The organism is Loigolactobacillus zhaoyuanensis, from assembly GCF_003946385.1.
GTDB lineage: Bacteria > Bacillota > Bacilli > Lactobacillales > Lactobacillaceae > Loigolactobacillus > Loigolactobacillus zhaoyuanensis.
Genome location: NZ_RHOE01000040.1, coordinates 1 through 22533 on the forward strand (window position 1 = coordinate 1; position 22533 = coordinate 22533).

At 42.6% G+C, this 22533-nt stretch carries 21 protein-coding genes, 1 riboswitch and 1 other annotated feature; of the genes, 6 read left to right on the plus strand and 15 right to left on the minus strand.

The features are described 5' to 3' along the window. Positions 1–184: 184 nt before the first annotated feature. From thiE to helD, 4 genes are all read right to left on the minus strand, one after another. The gene (thiE, locus tag EKM76_RS08705) at positions 185–829 is read right to left on the minus strand and encodes a thiamine phosphate synthase (protein ID WP_125550286.1); all 645 of its coding nucleotides are present in this window, start codon (positions 827–829) and stop codon (positions 185–187) included. Next, on the minus strand, positions 829–1644 hold the full coding sequence (gene thiD / locus EKM76_RS08710; protein ID WP_125550287.1) for a bifunctional hydroxymethylpyrimidine kinase/phosphomethylpyrimidine kinase: 816 nt from the start codon (positions 1642–1644) through the stop codon (positions 829–831). The genes thiE and thiD overlap by 1 nt, the downstream gene beginning before the upstream one ends. Before the next feature lie 39 nt (positions 1645–1683). After that, positions 1684–2475 (minus strand): hydroxyethylthiazole kinase, encoded by a 792-nt coding sequence (gene thiM / locus EKM76_RS08715; RefSeq protein WP_125550288.1) that lies wholly within the window; start codon positions 2473–2475, stop codon positions 1684–1686. Positions 2476–2547: 72 nt separating this feature from the next. Continuing rightward, a riboswitch (TPP riboswitch) is annotated at positions 2548–2653 on the minus strand. A gap of 65 nt (positions 2654–2718) precedes the next feature. After that, complete coding sequence (helD, locus tag EKM76_RS08720; RefSeq protein WP_125550289.1) at positions 2719–5022, minus strand: RNA polymerase recycling motor HelD; 2304 nt, start codon at positions 5020–5022, stop codon at positions 2719–2721. A gap of 261 nt (positions 5023–5283) precedes the next feature. Here helD and EKM76_RS08725 point away from each other — a divergent pair, with 261 nt between their 5' ends. From EKM76_RS08725 to rsgA, 4 genes are all read left to right on the plus strand, one after another. Next, on the plus strand, positions 5284–5925 hold the full coding sequence (locus tag EKM76_RS08725) for a VTT domain-containing protein (protein ID WP_125550290.1): 642 nt from the start codon (positions 5284–5286) through the stop codon (positions 5923–5925). A 25-nt stretch (positions 5926–5950) separates the two neighbouring features. After that, positions 5951–7789, plus strand: a complete 1839-nt coding sequence (locus EKM76_RS08730) for a cation:proton antiporter family protein (protein WP_125550291.1) — start codon at positions 5951–5953, stop codon at positions 7787–7789. 27 nt (positions 7790–7816) lie between these two features. After that, positions 7817–8386 carry a hypothetical protein gene (locus EKM76_RS08735; RefSeq protein ID WP_125550292.1) on the plus strand — a complete coding sequence of 190 codons (570 nt, stop codon included), beginning with the start codon at positions 7817–7819 and terminating at the stop codon, positions 8384–8386. 261 nt (positions 8387–8647) lie between these two features. Further along, entirely contained in the window at positions 8648–9640 is a 993-nt protein-coding gene (gene rsgA / locus EKM76_RS08740; protein ID WP_125550293.1) for a ribosome small subunit-dependent GTPase A, read from the plus strand. Positions 9641–10252: 612 nt separating this feature from the next. Here the strand turns inward: rsgA and EKM76_RS08745 are convergent. From EKM76_RS08745 to EKM76_RS08755, 3 genes are all read right to left on the minus strand, one after another. Further along, entirely contained in the window at positions 10253–11368 is a 1116-nt protein-coding gene (locus tag EKM76_RS08745; RefSeq protein ID WP_125550294.1) for a vitamin B12 independent methionine synthase, read from the minus strand. A 45-nt stretch (positions 11369–11413) separates the two neighbouring features. After that, positions 11414–11647, minus strand: a binding site (T-box leader). 74 nt (positions 11648–11721) lie between these two features. Continuing rightward, positions 11722–12138 (minus strand): prenylated flavin chaperone LpdD, encoded by a 417-nt coding sequence (lpdD, locus tag EKM76_RS08750; protein ID WP_125550295.1) that lies wholly within the window; start codon positions 12136–12138, stop codon positions 11722–11724. Further along, on the minus strand, positions 12135–12710 hold the full coding sequence (locus tag EKM76_RS08755; RefSeq protein ID WP_125550296.1) for a UbiX family flavin prenyltransferase: 576 nt from the start codon (positions 12708–12710) through the stop codon (positions 12135–12137). The genes lpdD and EKM76_RS08755 overlap by 4 nt, the downstream gene beginning before the upstream one ends. A gap of 114 nt (positions 12711–12824) precedes the next feature. On the opposite strand from EKM76_RS08755, the gene EKM76_RS08760 reads away from it, so the two are divergent. Continuing rightward, a complete protein-coding gene (locus EKM76_RS08760; RefSeq protein ID WP_125550297.1) occupies positions 12825–13712 on the plus strand; it encodes a LysR family transcriptional regulator in 888 nt (295 codons plus the stop codon). Positions 13713–13715: 3 nt separating this feature from the next. Here the strand turns inward: EKM76_RS08760 and EKM76_RS08765 are convergent, their stop codons facing one another. From EKM76_RS08765 to EKM76_RS08800, 8 genes are all read right to left on the minus strand, one after another. Next, positions 13716–14474, minus strand: coding sequence for a MerR family transcriptional regulator (locus tag EKM76_RS08765; RefSeq protein WP_125550298.1), 759 nt, complete (start codon positions 14472–14474; stop codon positions 13716–13718). Positions 14475–14663: 189 nt separating this feature from the next. Continuing rightward, complete coding sequence (locus EKM76_RS08770) at positions 14664–15116, minus strand: GyrI-like domain-containing protein (protein ID WP_125550299.1); 453 nt, start codon at positions 15114–15116, stop codon at positions 14664–14666. A gap of 146 nt (positions 15117–15262) precedes the next feature. Beyond that, positions 15263–16252 (minus strand): zinc-binding alcohol dehydrogenase family protein, encoded by a 990-nt coding sequence (locus tag EKM76_RS08775; protein ID WP_125550300.1) that lies wholly within the window; start codon positions 16250–16252, stop codon positions 15263–15265. 188 nt (positions 16253–16440) lie between these two features. Then, on the minus strand, positions 16441–16887 hold the full coding sequence (locus EKM76_RS08780) for a DUF305 domain-containing protein (RefSeq protein ID WP_125550301.1): 447 nt from the start codon (positions 16885–16887) through the stop codon (positions 16441–16443). Between the two features lie 250 nt (positions 16888–17137). Continuing rightward, positions 17138–17632: a hypothetical protein gene (locus EKM76_RS08785; RefSeq protein ID WP_125550302.1), complete on the minus strand. Its 495-nt coding sequence runs from the start codon at positions 17630–17632 to the stop codon at positions 17138–17140. 129 nt (positions 17633–17761) lie between these two features. Then, complete coding sequence (locus EKM76_RS08790; RefSeq protein WP_125550303.1) at positions 17762–18517, minus strand: ABC transporter permease; 756 nt, start codon at positions 18515–18517, stop codon at positions 17762–17764. Then, positions 18514–19161: an ABC transporter ATP-binding protein gene (locus EKM76_RS08795; protein ID WP_125550304.1), complete on the minus strand. Its 648-nt coding sequence runs from the start codon at positions 19159–19161 to the stop codon at positions 18514–18516. The genes EKM76_RS08790 and EKM76_RS08795 overlap by 4 nt, the downstream gene beginning before the upstream one ends. A gap of 139 nt (positions 19162–19300) precedes the next feature. Then, positions 19301–20593, minus strand: coding sequence for a pyrimidine-nucleoside phosphorylase (locus EKM76_RS08800; protein WP_225417907.1), 1293 nt, complete (start codon positions 20591–20593; stop codon positions 19301–19303). A 316-nt stretch (positions 20594–20909) separates the two neighbouring features. On the opposite strand from EKM76_RS08800, the gene EKM76_RS08805 reads away from it, so the two are divergent. Next, entirely contained in the window at positions 20910–22103 is a 1194-nt protein-coding gene (locus tag EKM76_RS08805) for an SAM-dependent methyltransferase (protein WP_125550306.1), read from the plus strand. Positions 22104–22533: the final 430 nt, after the last annotated feature.

The window sequence follows — 22533 nt, forward strand, 5'->3', positions numbered from 1 at the left end:
TTGATCTGGTACTTTCTAGCAATCAATACAATCCCTAACGAAGAAGTGAGATAGTCTTGAACCACCTGCAGTTTAAACTGCTTAGTATATTTAGTCATAGTAAAACCCCCGGTATTGGATTCTGGTCCAATACCGGGGGTTCACTTCAGCGCATCACTTTTTTATTTTCCATTATTTCCTCCATTCAGACTTGGCGCATTGCGGTTACTGTCCGCTGAAGATCATCACTTTGTGCGATCATTGAGATCACAGCCGACCCAGCAGCACCAGTCTGGCGAATTGCAGTTAACTGTGCTTCCGTGATGCCCCCAATCGCAACTACCGGGCGAGTCGCTACTGTTACCAATTGCTTAAGTCCAGCTAAGCCAATAACCGGGCTCGCATCAGCTTTTGAATTGGTGGCAAAGACAGGCCCGCTACCGTAATAATCGATCCCAGCAACCTGATCAGCCGCGGTGATTTCCGCTAAATTAGAGCAGGAATAACCAACGAATAATTGACCACGCACTTGTTGGATCACCTGTTGGATTTTCTCATCAGATTGACCAACATGGATGCCGTCAGCAGCCGTCGCTAAAGCTAAATCAACATCATCATCCACAATGAACGGAATCATTGCTCGCCGACAAAGCTCACGAATTTGTTGCGCGGCATCTAACCGCTGTTCAACAGTTAGATTGGACTTCATTCCTTTATCACGAAATTGAAAAGCAGTGATGCCGGCAGCAATAGCGGCTTTAACCACAGCTATTAAATCTTTGCCTGGTACATCTTGGCTTCCACAAACAAAGTAAGCACGCAATTGATCTGGCGTAAATGCAATTTCCATCAATTTTCCTCCTTGCGGTAAGCCCAATGATTCAGCGGGCCATGACCGTGACCGACCTGAATGCCGTCGGTAATTGCAGCAGCAACAAATTTTTTAGCCAGCCGGATTGCTGCAGTCATCGATTGACCTTTAGCTAATTCCGCAGTGATACAAGAAGATAAGGTGTCACCAGTGCCATGCGTCCGTTTCGTCGCCACACGCGGCGCACTGACCCAAAATGATTCGCCGGACTCAAGTAACGTATAATCACGTACTTCGTTCTGTTCAGCGTGACCACCTTTGATCAAAACATTTTTTGCCCCTAATTTTTGTAGTTCTCGGGCCGCCTTTTCCATATCAGCTGCAGTGGTGATCGTTAGACCAGTCAGGCGCTGCGCTTCAGGTAAATTAGGCGTTACTAGTGTTGCTAAAGGCAATAATTTAGTCTTAACGCTTTCGATAGCATCAGCCGCTAAAAGTGGCGCACCACCTTTAGCAATCATAACTGGATCTACTGTCAGCGGGCCAAAATCATATTTTTTCAAGTTAGCCGCAACCAACTTAACGTGTTTTGCGTCGGCCAACATTCCTGTTTTACAGGCGCGAATCTTTAGATCAGCAGCAATTGACGCAAATTGTTCATTGATCAGTTGTGCGGGTAGCGCAGTAAAATCTTGCACCCCAAGTGTATTCTGGGCGGTAACAGCAACGACAACGGCCGCCGCAAACGTGTGTCGCTCTTGCATTGTTTTGATATCGGCCATGATTCCAGCACCACCGCCAGAATCAGTACCGGCAATGGTCAAGGTCTGGGGAAACTCATTTATTTCAGTCATACAATATTGATCCTTTCTGTTTAAGCACATTTATTAATGTTAGGCAAAGCGGGCCACACGTTCAACCTCTGCTACCGTGACCAAATGTAACTCATCGATTAATTTCATTGCAAAAGTGCCTGGCAATTCGGCCGGCAGCTCACTTGCCACCAATTCACCAGCACTCGCAAATACCAAACAAGCTGTTTGCGCAGCGGCAAAATAATCGCCACCACTGACCGCTGCAAAAGCAGCAACAATGCTAGATAACATATCGCCGGAGCCAACGTGTAATTGAAAAAGTGGTGTGCCATTTTTGACTTGTACCACCCGCGTGCCGTCCGTAATAATATCTGTTGGCCCGCTTAAGATCACCACGCAATGATGCTGGTTTGCTGCTGCTTGCGCGATCGTCACTTTATCACCGTCACCTTCGCCAGCGTCAATGCCCTTGGCTTGCCAGTCCATCCCCGCTAAAGCGGCGATCTCCCCAGCATTGCCCCGAATAATATCGACTTGAAACTGCTGAAATAGTTGTTCAGCAACTTCACGCCGGTAAGCAACCGCACCAATGGCTACTGGGTCAACGATCAATGGTTTATGATATTTATTTGCTAGCTCACCAGTTTTTTGAATATGTGCTAATTGTTGCTTAGTAAAAGCGCCTAAATTCAGGGCTACTGCCCCACTCATTTGCACTAGCGCATCTGCTTCAGCGATTTCCTCCGACATGATCGGTGAAGCGCCAAGTGAATTAAGCCCATTGGCGACATCCTGCACAGTCACAAAGTTTGAGATGTTTAAAATAACTGGGTTCTGGTCGCGTAACTGGTTCAGTAATGAAAGTTGCATTATAAATCCTCCTTGTTTTTTTGAAAGCAACACGCCAAACAAAAAGAGCACATCCCCATTGCAGGATGTGCTCTACCGATAAAAATAGCTCCCTCCGCTGGTCTTAACCAATCAGGTTTAAAGGGTCGAAAATTTATTTTCCTCTCAGCTGTTCACAACAGCTCCCCTGCTTTCAATTAATTTAAAGTATAACCGTTTTCATCTAAAAAGCAAACTGGCGTCGATCGAGCAGTTACTGCTAACTTAATCCAGTTGCTTCAGAGCATAGGCCGTAGTTGGGACGTCAGCTAATAAAGGTGACAATTCGCCTTGTGCTAAAATCGTTAACCGATGCATCGCGCGTGAAGCAATCGTGTATAACAATTGACGCTCATCGTCGGCACCATAATTAGCGGCGGTTACTTGCCAAGCAATGATCGCATCAAATTCCAACCCCTTAGCTAAATAAGAAGGCACAATGATCGTCCCTGCCGCTAAACGCTGATTTTCTGAACGAATTAGTGTAACCTTTTCACCTTGCGCATGTAACTGTTCATACAAGGCTTGGCTTTCCGGCAGTGTTTTAGTAATGATCGCCGTTACGCGCTTAGCCTGCGTATTTAACGCTAATTGCTGTTGCACCACGGACAATAATTTAGCCTCACTCTGGGCAAGTACAACGTTAGGTAACTCACCTTGCCGGTCAAAGGCATTCACCGCTTCACCATTATGCAAAATAGCTTTGGTAAAATCAGTGATCTGTTGCGTCGACCGATAAGATTGTGTTAATTGCACAACGTGCGTCTCCTCAGGTGTGAACATGGTCGCTAATTCTTTGAGTAAACTGTGGCTACTTTCTTGGGTAAAAATAGCTTGGTTCAAATCACCTAACAATGTAAATCGAGCATTGGGAAAACTGAATTTTAAGAAGCTTAATTGGTACGGTGTATAGTCCTGAATTTCATCAATAAACATATAACGAATATCACGATCACCGTGTTTGCCAGTCATTAAATCGTACAGGTAAAGGTACGGTGTCACATCTGCACTGGTGATTTGTTTCTGGCGCAATTGTGCCAAAACTTGATTAACACTTAATTGCCAATCTTCTTCAGTTAAATTAAACTGCTGTAAATTGATATATTGTGGCACCTGCCGCAAAAAATCAATGTACTGCGCTTTAATGTTTAAGAAATGATTGCGCACAACGCCACGCCGAACACTATCAAAGGCAGACGTTACGACCCGCCGCGCTAAGAAACGAAATTCCTTATCGCCATTTTCAAAATTACGTGGATGGTTACCGTACCACTTACGCATCCCTTCATCATCCAAATTTTGAATAAACTCACTGACCCATTTGGCCTTCATTTCTGAATCGACCCGATGACCAAAATACTTCAGTAATTCTTCCTTAGTTGCGTTCAGTCGATTACCAAGTCGATAATTAGCGTTATATTTATAGTACGTTTTAGCAATACGTTCATGGTCAATGAAAACTTCATTACGCAATTTGATGTCGCGAAAACGCATACCCGTTTTACCAAGCCCCTTAGCGTACGCTTGCGTAGCCTTAAAGAAAGCTAAGCTACCTTTCAGTTGATTGATACGCTTATCTATAGCCGTTTCATTTTTTTCAAACTGGGTAAATAGATCTTCAACTTTTAAACTAGGAATTCGCCGCGCTGCATATTGATAATACGTTAGCTGGACCATGTTTTGTTCACCTAATTCTGGTAACACGTTAGACACATAGTCGTTGAACAGTTGATTAGGCGAAAACATGATCACTTGGCTAGAGCTTAGATTGCCACGATAGCGATAAAGTAAGTACGCCACTCGTTGCATAATTGCTGACGTTTTACCTGAGCCAGCAGCACCTTGTACAAACAATAGTCGCGCAGTGGTATCACGAATAATTTTGTTCTGCTCGCGCTGGATCGTGGTGACAATACTCTTCATCTTCGTATCGGCACGCTCACCTAAGACTTCCATCAGCATTTGATCGCCGATCGTTTCTTGGGTATCAAACATGGTTTCGATTTTGCCATCAGCAATCAAGAACTGCCGCTTCAGTTCAATATCCACTGCTTGCTCACCATCAGGCGTTTGATACGTCACTCGGCCAAGATTACCGTCATAATAAATTGATGAGATCGGTGCGCGCCAATCATAGATCAAGAAATGATCATTGCCATCAGTAAAAGAGCTTAGCCCAATATAGATGGTTTCTGCGGCTTTTGCCTTATCTTCTTTAAAATCGATCCGCGCAAAATAAGGCGTTTTTTCTAGACGTTGTAAAACATCTAATTGCTGTGCCGAATGCCGCCAGCTATTATTACGCTCGTTCAGCATTTGTTGCTGCTGCCGAATCGATAATGCCGTGTCCATCATTGATTCATACGAACCGACATTAAGTCGCACATCATTATAAAAATTATCATTGATGCGCTTCTCGTCGGTTTTAGCTTCAGCAATTTTCGCCTCTAAGCTAGTTTCAGTGCTTTTAATTTTTGTGATCACGTCATCAACACGTGCTTGTTCTTGTTGCTTTTCCACATCAGCCATAATTGCTAACCTCCTACTACTCCCACAATCGCAGTAACACCTTATTATCAGGCCGTATTTCAAAATTATTTATTCAGTCGTTTCTAACTAATTTAAATAATTTCGGATAAACCATTTTATCACTACGACGATAGCGTTACAACTAACAGGGCCGGCGCAAAAATTAAATTCATGTAAAACCCCGCCGGCAAAGCTAGCAGGATCGTCAGTCAAAGCGTAAACTGAAAGTACCATTAGTAATCAACAAGTGAGGGATCCTGCATGTTACATACCATTTTTTACGGCTTGACCCATTTAGAAACATTACTATTACCAATTTTTCAATATTTTGGTTCCTGGAGTTACGCCATTTTATTTCTAATTATCTTCATTGAAACTGGCTTAGTGATTTTTCCGTTTTTACCTGGCGAATCAATTATCTTTATCAGTAGCACTTTAGCAGCACGCAACGGATTTTTTCTTGATATTTGGCTATTGGGCATAACTTTTTTCTTTGCCGCCCTGATCGGTGATACAGTTAATTTTGAAATTGGTCGTCATCTAGGCCGTTGGCGCTTTTTTAAACGGCATATTCGGGCTGATCGTCTACAAAATGCGACTGAATTTTTCATCCGTCACGGCGGTAAAACAGTCATATTTGGCCGTTTCATCCCAATGATCCGTACCTTTGTTCCGCTGATCGCTGGGATGTTTAAAATGAGCCATCGCCGCTTTGCCGTTTATAATTTTATCGGCGTTTTATTATGGGTGGGCACTGGTAGCCTTTTAGGTTATTATTTAGGTGCACTACCATTTGTCCAACAACACTTTTCGCTTATTCTACTAGGCATTGTGGTAATTGCGCTATTGCCAAGTGTTAGCGCTGGACTATATAATTTCATCAAACGTAAAATAAAGCAGTGATCTTTACCAAAAAGGAGATTCTTTTATGGCTCAATTGTCCTTATTAATTGTTTTGCTAGCGGCTTTAATGACGCCGTTAGTGATGGCGCGATTTAACATCTCAGTGATTCCAACCGCAGTAGCCGAAATTATTGTGGGCATTGTGTTAGGCAAAAGCTTGTTGCATTGGGTCACGCTAACTTCCAGTCTTAACCAATTATCAACTTTAGGCGTGATCATTCTCATCTTTTTATCCGGGATGGAAATTGATTTCAACTTATTTAAACCACAAAAAAGCATCAACGGTGCGGCACCAGTTAAATGGACACCGTTGAAGTTAGCCGTTGGTGCGTATGTCGGTATCGTGATCAGTGCCGGTTTGCTAGGCTGGTTATTGCAGATCACCGGCTTATTCAATGATATTCTGCTAGCGACTATTTTATTTTCGACGATCGCCCTCGGCGTGGTTATTGCGGCACTAACGGAAAAAGAGCTGCTCAGTAAAACGTTAGGCCAGACTATTTTATTAACCGCTGCCTTAGGTGAAATCATTCCGTTACTGGCCCTGACCGCCTATGCCTCGCTTAACGGCGGTCACTCTGGCCGTTTGTGGTTAGTTTTATTGATTTTTCTAGCGGCGATCGTTTTGTTAATGCGGTTTCGCAGTATTTATCGCTTTTTTGCTAAAATTGATAAAACAACGACGCAATTGGATATCCGTCTGGCCTTTTTTCTGATTTTCGCCTTAGTGACCATTGCTGAACAAGTTGGTGCAGAGAATATTCTGGGTGCTTTTCTCGCCGGCATTGTCATGAAATTATTGCAACCCAGCAAAGCCACTCGTGATAAATTGACCTCAATTGGTTACGGCTTTTTTATTCCGATTTTCTTCATTACCACTGGTGCTAAGTTGAATCTGCCTAGCTTGCTAGCCGATCGCAATTCATTGATTTTAATTCCCGTATTTTTCATCTGTTTCTTATTGGCAAAAGCAGTGCCGATCCTAATATTTCGGCAACGCTTCACGCTTAAAAATGCCGTTGCCAGCAGTTTCCTAGCTTCCACTACGATCACTTTAGTCTTGCCGACACTACAAATGGCGCAAAACCTCCACGTGATCAGTAGCCAGCAATCTGGCGCCTTTACCTTAGCCGCCGTCTTAACTTGTATTTGTTCCCCGATTATCTTTAATCGCCTTTACCAACCAGAAAAAGAAGATCTGGTCAAAACCCGCGTCACTTTTGTTGGAACTAATATTTTAACGGTTCCGGTGGCGCAACGCTTATCTAAAGGTTGGTACGATATTCAAATGTTGACTGACCAACCTAAAAATTACAGCACCTATAATAGTGAGGCCCGTAACGTGACATTACTTCCTGATCTATCTGAGCAGTCGCTACTGACTGCAGCGGCGTTTGATACGGATATCTTAGTCCTAGGTCATTTGGAACATGAAGTTAACGTCCAGCTAGCGACAACCGCTATTCAGCATCATGTGCCCCGAATCATTGCCCGTTTTGAGGCGCGTGATGTAACTGACGACCGTTATGATGTTCTAGCTGAACAAGGTGTTGAGATCTACAATAGTTTTGATATCAACATTAGTATGTTACGCGAAATGATCGAATCGCCATCGACGCTTAAATTATTGACCGATAATGACGCTGGGCTCTACGAAGTTACTGTGCGTAATCGTCGTTTTACCGGTCGCGAACTACAATCGCTACCTTTTATTGAAAGTATTACGATCAGCCGCATCTATCGTAATGGTAAATTTATCGCGCCTCATGGTGACACTTTTATTGAACAAGATGATCATTTAATTTTCACTAGCGATAAAGGCACCGTACCAGAAATACGTCGTCTGCTAAGTCTCCGTAATTAAACGATTTAATTCAGAAAGGAACGTATCGTGAAAGCTAAACGTTTATGGCCACTTTTATTTCTGCTGCTATTGTTAAGTGGCTGTGGTATCGTTCAACCAAACACCGAGAAAAAAGCAGCGGCACCGTACCGTCAAGATCCTAGTCAAGGCGTCTTTACCGCTAAAGTTTCAACTGACCAAGTGGCAAGGCTGGTTCAGAAGCAATTACCGCATGCACAAATTTTAAAAATTACCCTTAGCAAGCAAGGTCGCTTTTACCGATACAATGTCCAAGCACGAAATAAGCAGCGCTATTATCGTTTATCGATCAACGCAATGCAACCGATCATCACCAAGCAATCGCACACCAAATTGTCAAAGGCAAATGCAGCCCGTGAGCCATTGGTTTTAACAGGTCTAAAATCATTTAGTGCGATCAAACAAGTGGCGATCAGTGAGATCAATGACGGTCATATCATCGCCTATACATTGGCTAAAGCACATCGTATTACTTATTACGAGCTCTTGATCACAAGTCGCGCGCACCACACTGTGCGGCTCCGAATCGATGCCAAGCGTGGTAATATTTTAGAACGGCAACAAGTTGGCAAATCATAGGTACGACAAACCTCGTCAGGTGAACACTTGGCGAGGTTTTTTGATGTGGCGGTACCCTTTTTCGTCGATTACTGAGCGTTCTGTGCCACGCTAGTTGTTTTTCCACTACTTTTTGTTATACTGATGCTAATCTAAAATGAAAGTGAGCAATTGCCTTATGTTAAAGCCAGAAGAAGTTATGTTTAGGGAGGACACTGTCCGCGCATAGTGCCGACACAGTGAATCCTCCAATAAACCCAAAAAAATATTGGAGGCCTAAACATGCTTAATTTTCCAACCGAGCAACAACCAACCGCACGAATTATTTTCCAAAGTCACGATCATTATCAAGTGATTTTCAATGATCGCAGCGTCCACCAAGCAACTTTAACTGGACGGCTGCAGATCGGCGATGACTTACCTGTGATCGGTGATTTTGTCAGTGGTCAACTCTACGATCAAGACAAGTTTCTAATCACCGCACTATTACCACGTCAAACCTTATTAACGCGTAGCAGCGGCCAGCAAAAGCAAGTCGTCGCTGCCAACATCACAACAGTTTTTGTCACAATGTCGTTAAACGCTGACTTTAGCGTAAGTCGAGTAGAACGTTATTTGACTTTGGCTTGGGACAGTGGTGCTTCCCCAGTGATCGTACTAACTAAAGCAGATCTGGAACCAGACTTATTGGCTGCTCGCCAACTTGAACTAGCCGAAATTGCCTTCGGTGTACCGATCATCACGACAACTAACACTGATCCAACAGCGATAAAAGCTGAATTACTGGCTTATTTAACGCCTACCACTACTGCTATTTTTGTCGGTTCCTCTGGAGTCGGTAAGTCAACACTGCTTAATATCGTAGCGATGCAACAATTGCAGGCAACCAAAGCTAGTCGTGCAAATGATGGAAAAGGTCGCCATACCACCACTGCACGACATTTATATTATCTGGCCAATGGCGCAGCATTGATCGATTCGCCAGGTCTTCGTGGCGTTGGTGTGGCCAGTAGTACCACTACCGCCGCAACGCAAAACTTTCCTGATATTACTGAATTAGCTCGGCTATGTCGCTTTAACGATTGCCAGCATCGATCAGAACCTGGTTGTGCGGTTCAAGCTGCCATTACTGCGGGTAGCCTAAATCCGAAGCGATTAACTGACTACCACCGGCTAACACGTGAAATCGAATATGCAACAATGAATAGTCGCCAAATTACTGCCGCTAAAATTAAGCGCATGGTAGGCAATAAAAAGAACTTACGCCGACACTAAATTTACTAAAAATATACAAAAGACTGTGACACAAGTAAATTGATTCTTTCTAAAGTTTGGCTGTCATGCTAACTCGTGAGCAGATTTAGTTCGGTTCTATTCCGGCGCTGGCGTTTGGAACGCGTGCGACTTGAACTTGGCGGTTTCCGCCTTAGTTCAATCGACAACGGGAAGCAAGCTCTGTTTAGCAAATAAGTACTAATTACGATACTTGTAAATAGTGTCATTAAGAACGAGCGACAGTGATACGCCAGTGCCTCCATTTTACCTTGGCAGCGTTAGAACACTATCTTATGAATCAGGTTAATCGGCTTAATTAGTTCAATTAGGATTAACCGGTGATGATTAGTGATTCGCAGTTTTAAAGTTAAGTTATATGCGCATAAAAATGCCGGTAAAACAGTCTTTCAACTGTTTTACCGGCATTTTCGTTCTGATTGTCACTAGTTTTGCTACTTAAACAATCAACGTTTGAATGTTCAACCATTGCTCGCCGAAATGGAAGTTAACTTACTCTGCTTGTAGACAAAGTTCAGAAGGAACCAGTAAACTTATATCTCACCTTGGTTTTTACGACTAAGTATCCAATTTCACTTTAAGGCTGAGACTACGCTATTTGGCTTCTGGCCAAACTTTTTTCGCCGTGTCGATCACTAACTGCAATTTAGCCCACTGTTGATCAGCAGTCAGCTGATTACCTTCTTCAGTTGAAGCAAAACCACATTGCGTTGATAGCGCCAAGTTAGCCAATGGCACATAGGCTGCCGCTTCATTGATTCGTTTGATCAGGGTTGCTTGATCTTCTAATTCAGGAAATTTAGAGGTCACTAGCCCCAGTACGATTCGTTTGTTTGTGTCGCCTTGCCAGATTTTAGCTAACGGTGCAAAGTCGCCAGCCCGATCATTGTCGTATTCAAGAAACAATCCGTTATAGTTTAACTGACCTAAATAGTCGGCTACTACTTCATAACCACCTGAAAATAAAAATGTCGAGCGGAAGTTACCGCGGCAAATATGTGTCGTTACCGTCAGGTCAGCTGGTAAACCAGCCAGTAATTTATTGATCACATAAACCGTATCTTCAGCGATCTGCTGATAGCCCTTTTGTGCCGTTGGATCGTCCTTAGTAGCGTTTAGCCGATCAATCAAATAGGCCCAAGTCGTGTCGTCCAATTGAATGTAACGACAGCCTAAGGCATAAAAACGCAGCAACGTTTCATGATAAGCGGTAGCCAAGTCATCCAAATAGTCTTGATGATCAGCGTAAAATTGTGCCGCATTATCACTACGATTGTCGCGGAACAACATACTTGGTGAAGGAATCGTCTGTTTAGCCACCACACCAGCTGGGACTAATGATTGCAAATAACTGAATGCTGCAAAAAACGGATGATCAGGATTATAAGCAACTTTACCAGTCAACGTTACATTATCAGTGCGCGTTTTACTGCCATGAAATTTATAACTCTTTTCATAATCATATTTATCGACGCCGGTTAACCCCCACAGGAAATCTAAATGCCACCATGAGCGACTAAATTCACCATCAGTCACAGCATGTAGTCCCAACTTAATCTGTTTTTCAACGATTGGCTTGATTGCGGCTTGTTGAATCGTTTGTAGCGCTGCTGCATCTATTTCGCCAGCAGTAAATTGTTGATGGGCCTGCTTCAGCGCAGTCGTCCGTAATAAACTACCTACTTGGTCAAAACGATAAGGTGCTGTCATTAAAAATTCCCCCTAAAATTAAATAAAAAAAGCCCCTGACTAAACGTCAAGGGCGATGAAATCGCGGTACCACCTTAATTGCGAAATAATTAAATATTTCCTCAGTGAGCTAAATAGCTCCAACGCAATAACGGACGCCTAACCGTCAGCGGTTTACCCCTAAGGCTCACCACTGCTCTCACCAAAGACCATCTTCAATTATTAACCGGCTTCTTTTCACTAACCAGAAGCTCGCTAAACGGTATCATAATTTACTCATCTTTTTCTAATCAATATTTAATTACTAGACTACAGCGGAAAGTTGACCCTGTCAATAGTTGCCGCTGAATTTCAATTACTAGTAAATGATAAACCTACCTTGGTTGTTCTGTATCTTTATAATATTGCGGCGCGCCACTAGTCACTGGCTGAACAGCTAACCATGTGCTGATCTGTTGGCCTAAAGCTTCCGCCATCCCTGCCGCTGCGTTAATTTGTTGCTGGCTAATTTGATCAACGTGTACGCCAGCGGTGATCGTGCAGCTGCCAGTTACTTGCTGCTTAATTTGTTGAGCGATCACTGCGGCTAAAACGTCGTCTTTATGCACACGACCATCGTGGCTGGGGAAACGGACTGTTGCCAGCGGTGTATGACGACCAAATGTAGTCACCGTACCGATATGCGGATGATCACCGCCAGTAATATTTAACAGCAGATCAGAGCCGATCTGTTGTACTATTACGGTCATGGTATAACCAACTTTAGTGACACTGAATGTTGTTTGATTCATTTAGCTATGCCATCTCCTTGCCACCGTGGCGCTACTTGATTAGGAATCGCCAAAGCATCTAATAATTTCATCGTTTGGTGATTTACGATATCTTGAATCGTCTGTGGATGATCATAAAAAGCTGGCATCGGTGGAATAATTTGTACCCCCAAGCGGGCTAACTTAGTTAAATTCTCCAAATGGATCACACTGAGTGGTGTCTCTCGTGGTACGATCACTAATTTACGTTGTTCTTTTAAAGCCACATCCGCTGCTCGAGAAATTAAATTATCGCCAAATCCAGTTGCTATCCCAGCAACAGTTTTCATGCTCGCCGGCACAATGATCATGCCATCATTCAAAAACGAGCCGCTGGCGATTGCTGCAGCTTGGTCATTAATATTATAAGTCACATCCGCCAGTTGCTGAACTTGCCTTAAGGTAAAATCAGTTTCCAGCGCTAAATTTTGTTTAGCCCACTGACTTAAAACTAAATGTGTTTCTATCTCAGGAATCTGTGCTAACTTCTGTAATAGGTCGATCGCATAAATCGTGCCTGATGCTCCGGTCACGCCAATAATAATTCGCCGCATGCTAAAGCCTCCGTTTTCTGTTTATTATAATCAGTTTACCAGCACCAATAATTGCGAACAAATCGCGTTTGGCTTATCATTATTCCTAAATGGACTATCAGGAGGTAACACCTAATGAATCTAGAAGATTTACAGGCCTTCATTCAGATCTACCAAATAAAAAACATTTCACGGGCTGCCGAACAGCTTAATATGACTCAATCAGCATTGTCAAAGCGCTTGCAGACCATTCAACGACTTGTTGGTGTCGCTTTAGTGAGTACACAAAATCGACGCCGCCTAGAAATTACCGAAGCCGGCGAGTCGTTTTATCGCTACGCCAAATTGATCACTACCCAATATGATTTAATGCAAACCGAATTACAAGAATATCAAACCCTGAAACGTGGCAGTATTTTGATCGGCACAGTACCGATTTTAGCTCAATACGGTTTAATGCAAGCCCTAACTAAATTCATGGCCGATTATCCCCAAATTAATTTGCGTTTACGCGAACTCAAAGGTGATCAGTTGATCGAACAATTGCAGACTAGTAGCCTTGATATCGCAATTGTACGCGATCTACAAACTGATCATTTAAATAAAGCGTACCGTAGCGAAAATCTTTACCGTGATCAATTAATGGTAGTTCTACCCGCGGCGCATCCGCTGGCAGCAAAAAAAGAAATCAGTATTACTGAACTCGCTGATTTCGAATTTACTCTGTTACCACCAGGCTCTGGCATCTATGAACGCGTGATCACCCTCTGCGAACGTGCTGGTTTTACACCAAATGTTCGGTTTGAAAGTACTCACATTGAAACTATTCTCAGTGTAGTTGAGAATTCGCAACAAGTCACCTTACTGTTTCAACGTTCAGCAGCCCCATTTATGACAACTAAACTTAAAATACGACCATTAACGATCCCAATTTTTAGTGAATTACAATTAATTTCACCAGCTCAGTCACAAAATGCTGCTATCAATCAATTCTTACACTATCTCCGCGCAGCCGTGCAATGATCATTAATCGCGCGCATACTGTTGAATGATTCGATTAAGCCATTCTGCCGCCGCTGGCGAATGGGCACCCTTATTGTAGTATTTAGCAAAGCGCGGATCGTTAACGTACATTTCACCGAGGCCACGATGAGCAGCAGCGGTATAATTAGCCCAAGAGTAGCCTAACCATTTTTTGTGTAGAGCGAAAACTCGCTTAGCAGTTGAACTGGTAATATCTTGCTCAATGGTTACTTGCTGTAAAGTTAGCATTAACTCAGCATTAATTTGTTCCATTGCCGTCATTTCAGTGGCCGTTAAATTTAAATACTTTTCATTACTTTGCGTGATGGTTTCTTCACCATACTTAGCGCGGATCTCTTCACCATATTGAGCGTCATTTTCAGCGACTTGTTTTTCTTTAAAAGCAGCAAATTTCTCTTGATCTGTCATTGTTGTCACTCCTTTCTGTTCGTCAAGCACCTGATCGAGGGTTTGTAGCAAATGAGTCAACCGCGTCTGCTCTTGCACAATCTTAATGCGTTGGTGCCGCAAAGCCCGAGCGCGGGCCGCTGGTGGTTGGTGAATAATTTGTTGAATTTGGCTTAACTTCATATCAAATAAACGCAGAAAGCGGATCTCCTGCAGTAGGTCCACCTCGGCTTCGCCATATAGCCGATAACCATTTTCCCCACGCTGTGAATTAAGCAAACCAATTTGATCATAGTAACGCAGCGTCCGTGTACTGACGCCAGCCAATCGAGCTAATTGCTGAATCGTATACATTTTAAAATTCTCCCCTCATCGACCTGCTTATAAGTGAGTTTACAGGTTAACGTTACGTTAAGGTCAAGCCTAATTTTAAATTATATCGCGCGACCATTAGCTCAACCAAAAAAGTCCCGATATTGCTGCCAATAATTGCCGAGATAAATAAAAGCTGCCGACAAATTGTCAGCAGCTTTTTGCTGTCACTTACTTAGCGACAACTGGGATATAAAGTTGAAAAGTACCGTGGCCATTAATTAAGGATGTGATCACTTCTAAATTGTGACCACCAACAAGCTGATACTCAGCTGATTCATTTAAGCTAGCATAGGCACCGGCAATAAATTGATCGATTGCCGAGCGCTCAATGACCGTGGTCGTAAATTGGGCATACAGCCCGGCTGCTACTGTATAGCTGGCATCAGTTGGTGTTGCCGCCGCCACTTTCACACCAGCCAAATAATTCTGCTCGTTAGTGGTGAAGTTAATCCCATAGAATTCATCATCGACCGCTGCAGAGGTCAGTGCCGCCTGTTCTGCTTTTAATTTAGCAATAACTTCAGCTTTAACTTGGCTCATCCCGGCTAAATCAATCGTCGGCACCGCCGTTTCCAGCCCGACGATAATTTGTTCTGGTAGTTTGATCACGTTAAACGTCATTTTGATCTACCCCTTCCATAATGGTCATCAGTTAGCCCTACAAGTGACATGAATTAGTTACCACAATCATAGCATCTCAAATGCGCCGATTAAAATTTGCGGCATGCAACCCCACCTGACTTATGGCAACTTAGCTAATATTTTGTTCAAACGGTTAGCGTGACTTTACCAACCGTATGACCAGTAGCAATTAATTTACTGGCGGTATTCAAGTTAGCAGCGTTTAATCCCGAATAAGTTTTCGTTTTAATTGATTTGAGTTCACCACTATTGATCAATTCAGCTACTTGACTGAGGATCTGCCCTTGGCTGGCCATACGGTATTGTTCGCGTGCTTTAGTGAACATAAATTCCCAATCGAAGGATAAGGCTTTATTTTTTAGCAGGGCAATATCGACTGGCTTTTGTGTGCCGACAATAGTCCCGATGTGCCCAAATGGTTTAGCCAGTTGCACCAGCCGCGGCAAATAGCTTTCAATATTGTAGAACACCGCAATGGCATCAAATTGATCGTCAGCCAACTGTTGTAGACTATTCGGTTGCCCAGCATGATAATCGACTGGAACATCAACACCGTGCTGAGTTAACCAAGTGAAATTTTTGGGACTGGCTGTGGCGTATACTGTTAAGCCCGCCCATTTAGCCAACTGACTAGCAACTGAACCAACGCCCCCAGCACCATTGATCAAAAGCACTGAGCGACCTTTATTCGCCCCAGCTTGGGGGATGAAATTAAATTTTTCAAATAACAATTCATAAGCCGTCAAGCTAACTAAGGGAAAAGCCGCTGCTTCAGCGGCAGCTAACTGCGCTGGTTTTTTCGCCACTAGTCGTTCATCAACTAACTGTTCAGCCTGAAAACTGCCCGCGCGGGTCGTTGTTCCAGCATAATAAACTTGATCACCCACTTGAAAATTAGTCACTTGCTCACCAATACCGATCACGGTGCCAACACCATCGTAACCCACAATTTTTTGATTTCCTGATTGATAGGACTCAACATGCTTTAAATCAACTGGATTCAATGAGACCGCCAACACTTCAACTAATAAATCGTGACCCTGAGCGGTTTCACTTTCCTTTTGTCCCACAACAAATTTATTTCGGCCAATTTCAACTGTTTCAATCTTTGTCATTTTTAAAGCCCCTTCAATTATTAATTGTGCCACCAAGTATCATCGAGCCAAATCTGTTTTTGTGGCCAGTACTTACTACAAAATATAGGCTGGCAATAAATTAAGGTCAAGCATTTATAATCAAATAAACCTGACCGATAACCATTTAGCAGCTTGGTCAGACTTATTTTCTAATATCTTAAATTATATTATTTCGCTACTTTATTCAGTAATTGTTCCATTTGCTGAATCTCCTGCCGTTGTGTTTTCGCAATCTGTTCCGCTAATGCTTTAACTTCTGGATCACTTAGTTGCGCCCGCTCACTAGTCAAAATAGCCATCGAATGGTGGGGAATCATCCCCTGTAGCCATGCCGTATCGTTAACGGTTGCTTGGCTACGCACTAAATACAAAGAACCAGCAAAAATTAATGCGCTGCCTAGTAAAATTAGCTGATTAACACGTTTATTCTTGTACATCGGCCACATGAATAGCAGCATGACGATTGCCATCGTCGCGCCCATCAGTAATGCCATCCAAAACATTGTTTGGCTAAAAAAATAATCACTAAATTGAAAAATATTGAAGAACATCAATCCGTACATGATCGTGGTGGAGACAATGATCATGGTCAAAAATTTCAGATAAGCTTTCATTTAACGTCCTCACTTCCGGTGACTTTATTTTTACTATAACAAATAAAATTACCGGAAGCTTGTCTGATACTTTGTGTTAGTTTAGGTTAGGCACATTGTAAAAAACTAAACCAACAATATTACTTTTCAATTCGACAACCGATACTTTAATATTGTTAAATTACAAACTCGAAAATAAAAAGTTCCGCCTACTTTAATCATAAAAGCAGTGGCGGAACCATCATAAAATACTAGTCAACTTTAAAACTACTTATTCTGCAATTTTTTGCCGTTCTTGCCGTTGATGCAGCAGACGCATCACCCATCGAGCAATCGGCTGGGCAATCAGTAATTCCACCGCAAAAGCTAAAGCAAAATTACGTGGCCAGCGATAAAAGAAGTGTTGCAGCGGTTCCCAGCTAATGTGTTGTTGACCGATCCAAGTTCCAACAACCGTTAGACCAATCGACATCATGAAGACAGTACATAATATATTAGTCAAAATATGAACATTAAAACTATCCTTTTCAGCAACAATTTTGCTAGTCAACCAGGCTGCCGGTTGATAAGTTGCTAGGACAAATACAATGACCGCCAACCAAATAAACGGTATGATCGGCAACACGTTGGCCCAAGTTTGCCAGTGAAACCCAATTTCAAAACTGGTGATCAACGGCGCAATAATATTGACTGAGATCAATGAGATCACCGCCATAAACAAAGCAAACTCTTTCCGGTTCCGTGGTAAATTCTGATAAAATTCCATGTAAAAAATTCCTCCTAGAGCGCAAAAAAGGTCCAGCGGGAGCCATTAGACTCGACGCTGAACCATTATACGCGTGATTTACTATGTTTTTAGTATAGCAGAAATATGCTCGACTCGCTAACTAATTTGTTATAATAATTGCTTTTGTTCATTAAAAAACTGGCGATAAGCTAAGTAACAGGCAATCACTGAACCAATACTAGTGGCTGATAATAACATAAAAGTCACTAAAATTTGGTATTTAATTGCATGGACTGGATCAACCCCCGCAAAAATTAAGCCGGACATCATTCCTGGTAAACTAACGATCCCAACTGTTTTGGCGGAATCAATGGTTGGCGACATGCCAGTACGAATACTTTCGCGAACGATATCGATGGAAGCTAGTCGTAAATCTGCACCTAAAGCTAAACGCTCCAATACTTGCTGGCGCCGATCGCGGAAACTGGTATTCATATTACGATAACATAGCCCGATCGCCACCATCGAATTACTAGCGATCATCCCTGAAATTGGGATCATTTGCGCCGGAATAAACTTAATTGAACCAGAGAAAACCAATACCACCAGGGTTAAACCTGTGCTGGATAGAATCGCTAGTAACGAAATCGGTAAAGCATGACGAATGCCGGCTGCGCGTTTACTAGCGTTGTAGGCCGCATTAAAAATAATGATCAGCATTAAAACTAAGGTCAGCCACACATTATTGACGTGGAAAACATATTTCAACAAATAACCAACCACAATTAATTGGACAATGGCACGAATCACACCAATAATAATATCCTTATTCATACCTAGTTTTTCACGGTAACCAATAGCCAACGCCACAAAAACCAATAAAACAGCGAAAATCAAAGTAGTGTTGCTCACTGCTAGGTTCATTGGCCCACCTCCATTCGTCCAGCCACGATCTTAACTAAGCGATTAGCCCCATTGATTTCTTCATTATCGTGGGTCACTGCTAAAATAGTGACTCCCTTTTCCCGGTTCATCCGCATAATTTCTTGATGTAAGATTTGTTTATTCTCATTATCTAGTCCCGTACTGATCTCATCGAGCAATAAAAGCTGCGGCGGAAATAATAAATGACGCAAAATAGCCACCCGCTGCCGTTCGCCACCAGATAAATCATTGATCGGCTTATCTAAATAGGCGACTGGTAGATTAACGCGAGCTAAGGCTGCAGTCGCTTGCTTTGAATCAAAATTCTGTTGGCGAATTTGAAATGGAAAGCGTAAATTATCAGCTACAGTTTGACCAAATAGCTGTGGTTGTTGCACCGCATAGGATACTTGACGACGATATAAAATCGGATCATAGTCAGCCCACTCTTTACCCGCTAATAATAATTGACCACTCGTTCTAGTCAGCAAACCGGCAATGATTCGTAGCAGCGTACTTTTCCCGCTACCAGATGGCCCCGTAATTGTGATATAGTCCTGCTCGGCAACCTGTAGATTGATTTGCTGCAATACGGTGACGTCGGCCACTTGATAACCAATATCTTTTAATTCTAATAATGTCATCACCTGCACCCCCTTTTAATCAGTCTTATTATAGCATAGATTATAATCATTATCATCTAATATTAAATATAAAAAATCCGCAAAAGTAGCTGTTTTTGCGGATCTTTGAACAATGACTTTAAATTGATTTGGCAGATTTTTAATTATTCTGATTTTCCTGCTCTATCGCGCTATCGATCACATCATATAGTAACCGGTGTTCGGGAGCAGTATCGGCAATTGTTGCGGCTTGTTGACCTAGTTTTAAGGCCGGCTGAATATCTGCTTGACCACTATAAATCGTCAGCAAAGCTTCACCGGCTTCAACTGAGTCGCCAATTTTCTTATGCAAAACAAAGCCCACGCCAGCGTTGGTACCTAGTAATTGGCGTAACTGTTTTAATTGTGCCATATCCCAAGCAGCCACATAACCTGAACGTGGTGCACGCGCTGTGGCTGTAAATTCCGCTGTTGCCAGTAAGTCAGGTTGCTCAACAATATCAGCATTACCAGCTTGAGCAGCAATCCAATCACGAAACTTAGCCAAAGCTTGCCCGTTTTCTAAATTTGCACTTAATTGCTCACGAGCATCAGCAACCGTTCCTAAATAACCACCTAACACAGCCAATTGTGCGCCTAGTGATAATGCCAGTTCACGCAAGTCAGCTGGACCGCCACCTTTTAACGTGGCAATAACTTCACGAATTTCCCAGCTGGCGCCGACAGCATTGCCGACTGGTTGGTTGAGATCAGAAACAACGGCCAGTGTCCGCCGACCAACTTCAGTACCAACCGCAACCACTAATTTGGCAACTTGTTGTGCTTGCACTAGGGTCAGACAATTATTACCAGTCTTAATGTCAACCACTAGGGCATCCGCACCAGCAGCAATGGCTAAACTCAGTAGGCGGCTAGCCATTAGGGCAGGAACTTGCGCAGTATCTGTTTCTGATTCTAGCTGCGCAAGTTTTTGTTGCAGCGGTGCCAATTCAGCAACTGGGGCGGCGACCACCGCATTAGCTTGGCGTAGGATCTTGACAAACTCATCCGCGGCCAACTCGGTTCGCAACTGTGGTATTGCGGCTAAGCGCGTCAATGGGCTAGTCAATTCTTGTGTTAACGGCGTTGCCACTTGCAGAATCGGCACACCAACACTGGCCACTAATGGCAGTAAAACCAAACTAGTTTTATCACCTAATCCATCAGTAGACAGTGGTGCTACTTTGATCCCTGGCAAATCGCTTAAGTCATAAATACCGCCAGAATAAGCCAATGCCATCGTTAAATCGGTTAGCTCAGCGGTAGTAGTCATATCATGATAGCTAAAAGTATCTAAAAAAGCCCCCACTTGCGCAGCTGTTATTTCTTTAGCAACGATTGCTTTAGTCATAAAAGTAATTTCAGCGGTGGTCAGCTTTTCACCACGCCGTCGTTTATTAATTAAATCTAGCACTTGCAAATTAACTTACCTTCTTTCAGTTAGCGCATCTAAGTTGGTAACTTTACGTCCAAGCTCACGCGGTTATTCCACGCCACCAATAACCTATTAAAATTTACCACTATTCTGCAAGCAGTATAACATTTTCAGCCAATAATTTCTGCAACTTACTTATCAGCATTGACAAATAAGCGTATACTGTCATTTACAGGGTCGTGACCTAAAGTGATCGCCAGTATCAATCATAGCGATATTGCCAACTAGACGATATTCTAGAAGTTAGGCGCCTTTTGTCACATTCCCTTTTTTTACGAGAGGAAGGATAGTTTCAATGCTTGAAAAAACGTTCTATAAGACTCTTTTCGGTCATTCATTCAACATCCCAGTTAAAGTTAATTATTGGGATGGAAAAAGCGCGGTTTATGGTGATGGTGAACCAGAAGTAACGATCACGTTTAAAGAAGCGATCCCGATGAAAGAAATCTTGAACAACGCTTCACTGGCTTTAGGTGAAGGTTATATGGATGGTAAAATCGAAATAACGGGTGGCCCTTACAGCATTCAGAAATTATTAACAGCTGCGTACGAAAATGCTGATAGTTTCATGCGCAATGCCAAGTACATTCGTTTTTTACCGAAACAATCACATAACGAAAAGCACAGTAAAGAAGACGTGCAAAGCCACTATGATGTCGGTAATGACTTCTATCAATTGTGGTTAGATTCAACCATGACCTACTCTTGTGCTTATTTCCAAACACCTGAAGACACATTAGAGCAAGCCCAAATGAACAAAGTTCGCCATATTATTAACAAGTTAGACCCTCAAGCAGGACGTACGCTACTAGATATTGGCTGTGGCTGGGGTACCTTGATGTTAACAGCTGCTGAAGAATATGGTCTTAAGGTAACTGGGATCACTTTAAGCCAAGAACAGTACAATTATGTTCAAAAACAAATTACTGATCGCGGACTAGAAGCTGTTGCGGACGTACAACTAGTTGATTATCGTGAATTGAAGCACGGTCCATTTGATTATGTGACTTCAGTTGGTATGTTTGAGCATGTCGGCCAAGAAAATTTGGAACTTTACTTCAAAACAGTTGGCAAATACCTCAAAGACGACGGTGTTGCTCTGATCCATGGTATCACCCGGCAACAAGGTGGCGCCACTAACGCTTGGTTAACCAAGTACATCTTCCCTGGCGGCTATGTCCCTGGTCTAGTTGAAAATACCCAACACATCATTGATGCTGGTTTACAAATTGACGACGTGGAACCATTACGGCGTCACTACCAACATACTTTGGAAATTTGGGATAAAAATTTCAAAGATCATTTAGCTGAAATTAGCAAATTACAAGATGAACGTTTTATCCGAATGTGGGACGTTTACCTACAAGCGGCGGCCGCTTCATTTGAATCCGGCAATATTGATGTCATTCAATATTTGATCTCCAAAGGCGCTTCTGGTAAATACTTACCGATGACCCGCGATTATATTTACGAAAAAGAAATTAAATAACGTATTTGAAGCAGTAACCGTAAAATTTACGATTACTGCTTTTTTACTCTTGACAGACATTAAAACAGCGACTATATTAGAATTAAATTAAAAATAAATGAGTTACTAAGAAGAGGAAGAGTAATTAATCTTAACTTGCAGCGAATTCCGTTAGGTGAAAGGGAATAAGTTATAATTAATGAAAATCACCTCTGAGTTATGGACCGAAATTATAGTGTGTGGTTAAAGCATATTAAAGTAACGCTCATTGGCTGCGGCCATTACCCTGCTAGCGTATCGTAAGAGTGTTTAAATAATTATGTGTAAATGAATTATTGGGAATTGAAAAAGGGAAGCCTCTCCCTTATGATAGTTAGCGTCTAAACAAACATCACAGGAGGCTTCCCCATGAATCAGTTTACCAAAGAAATTGTCACAGCACTAGCTCAGA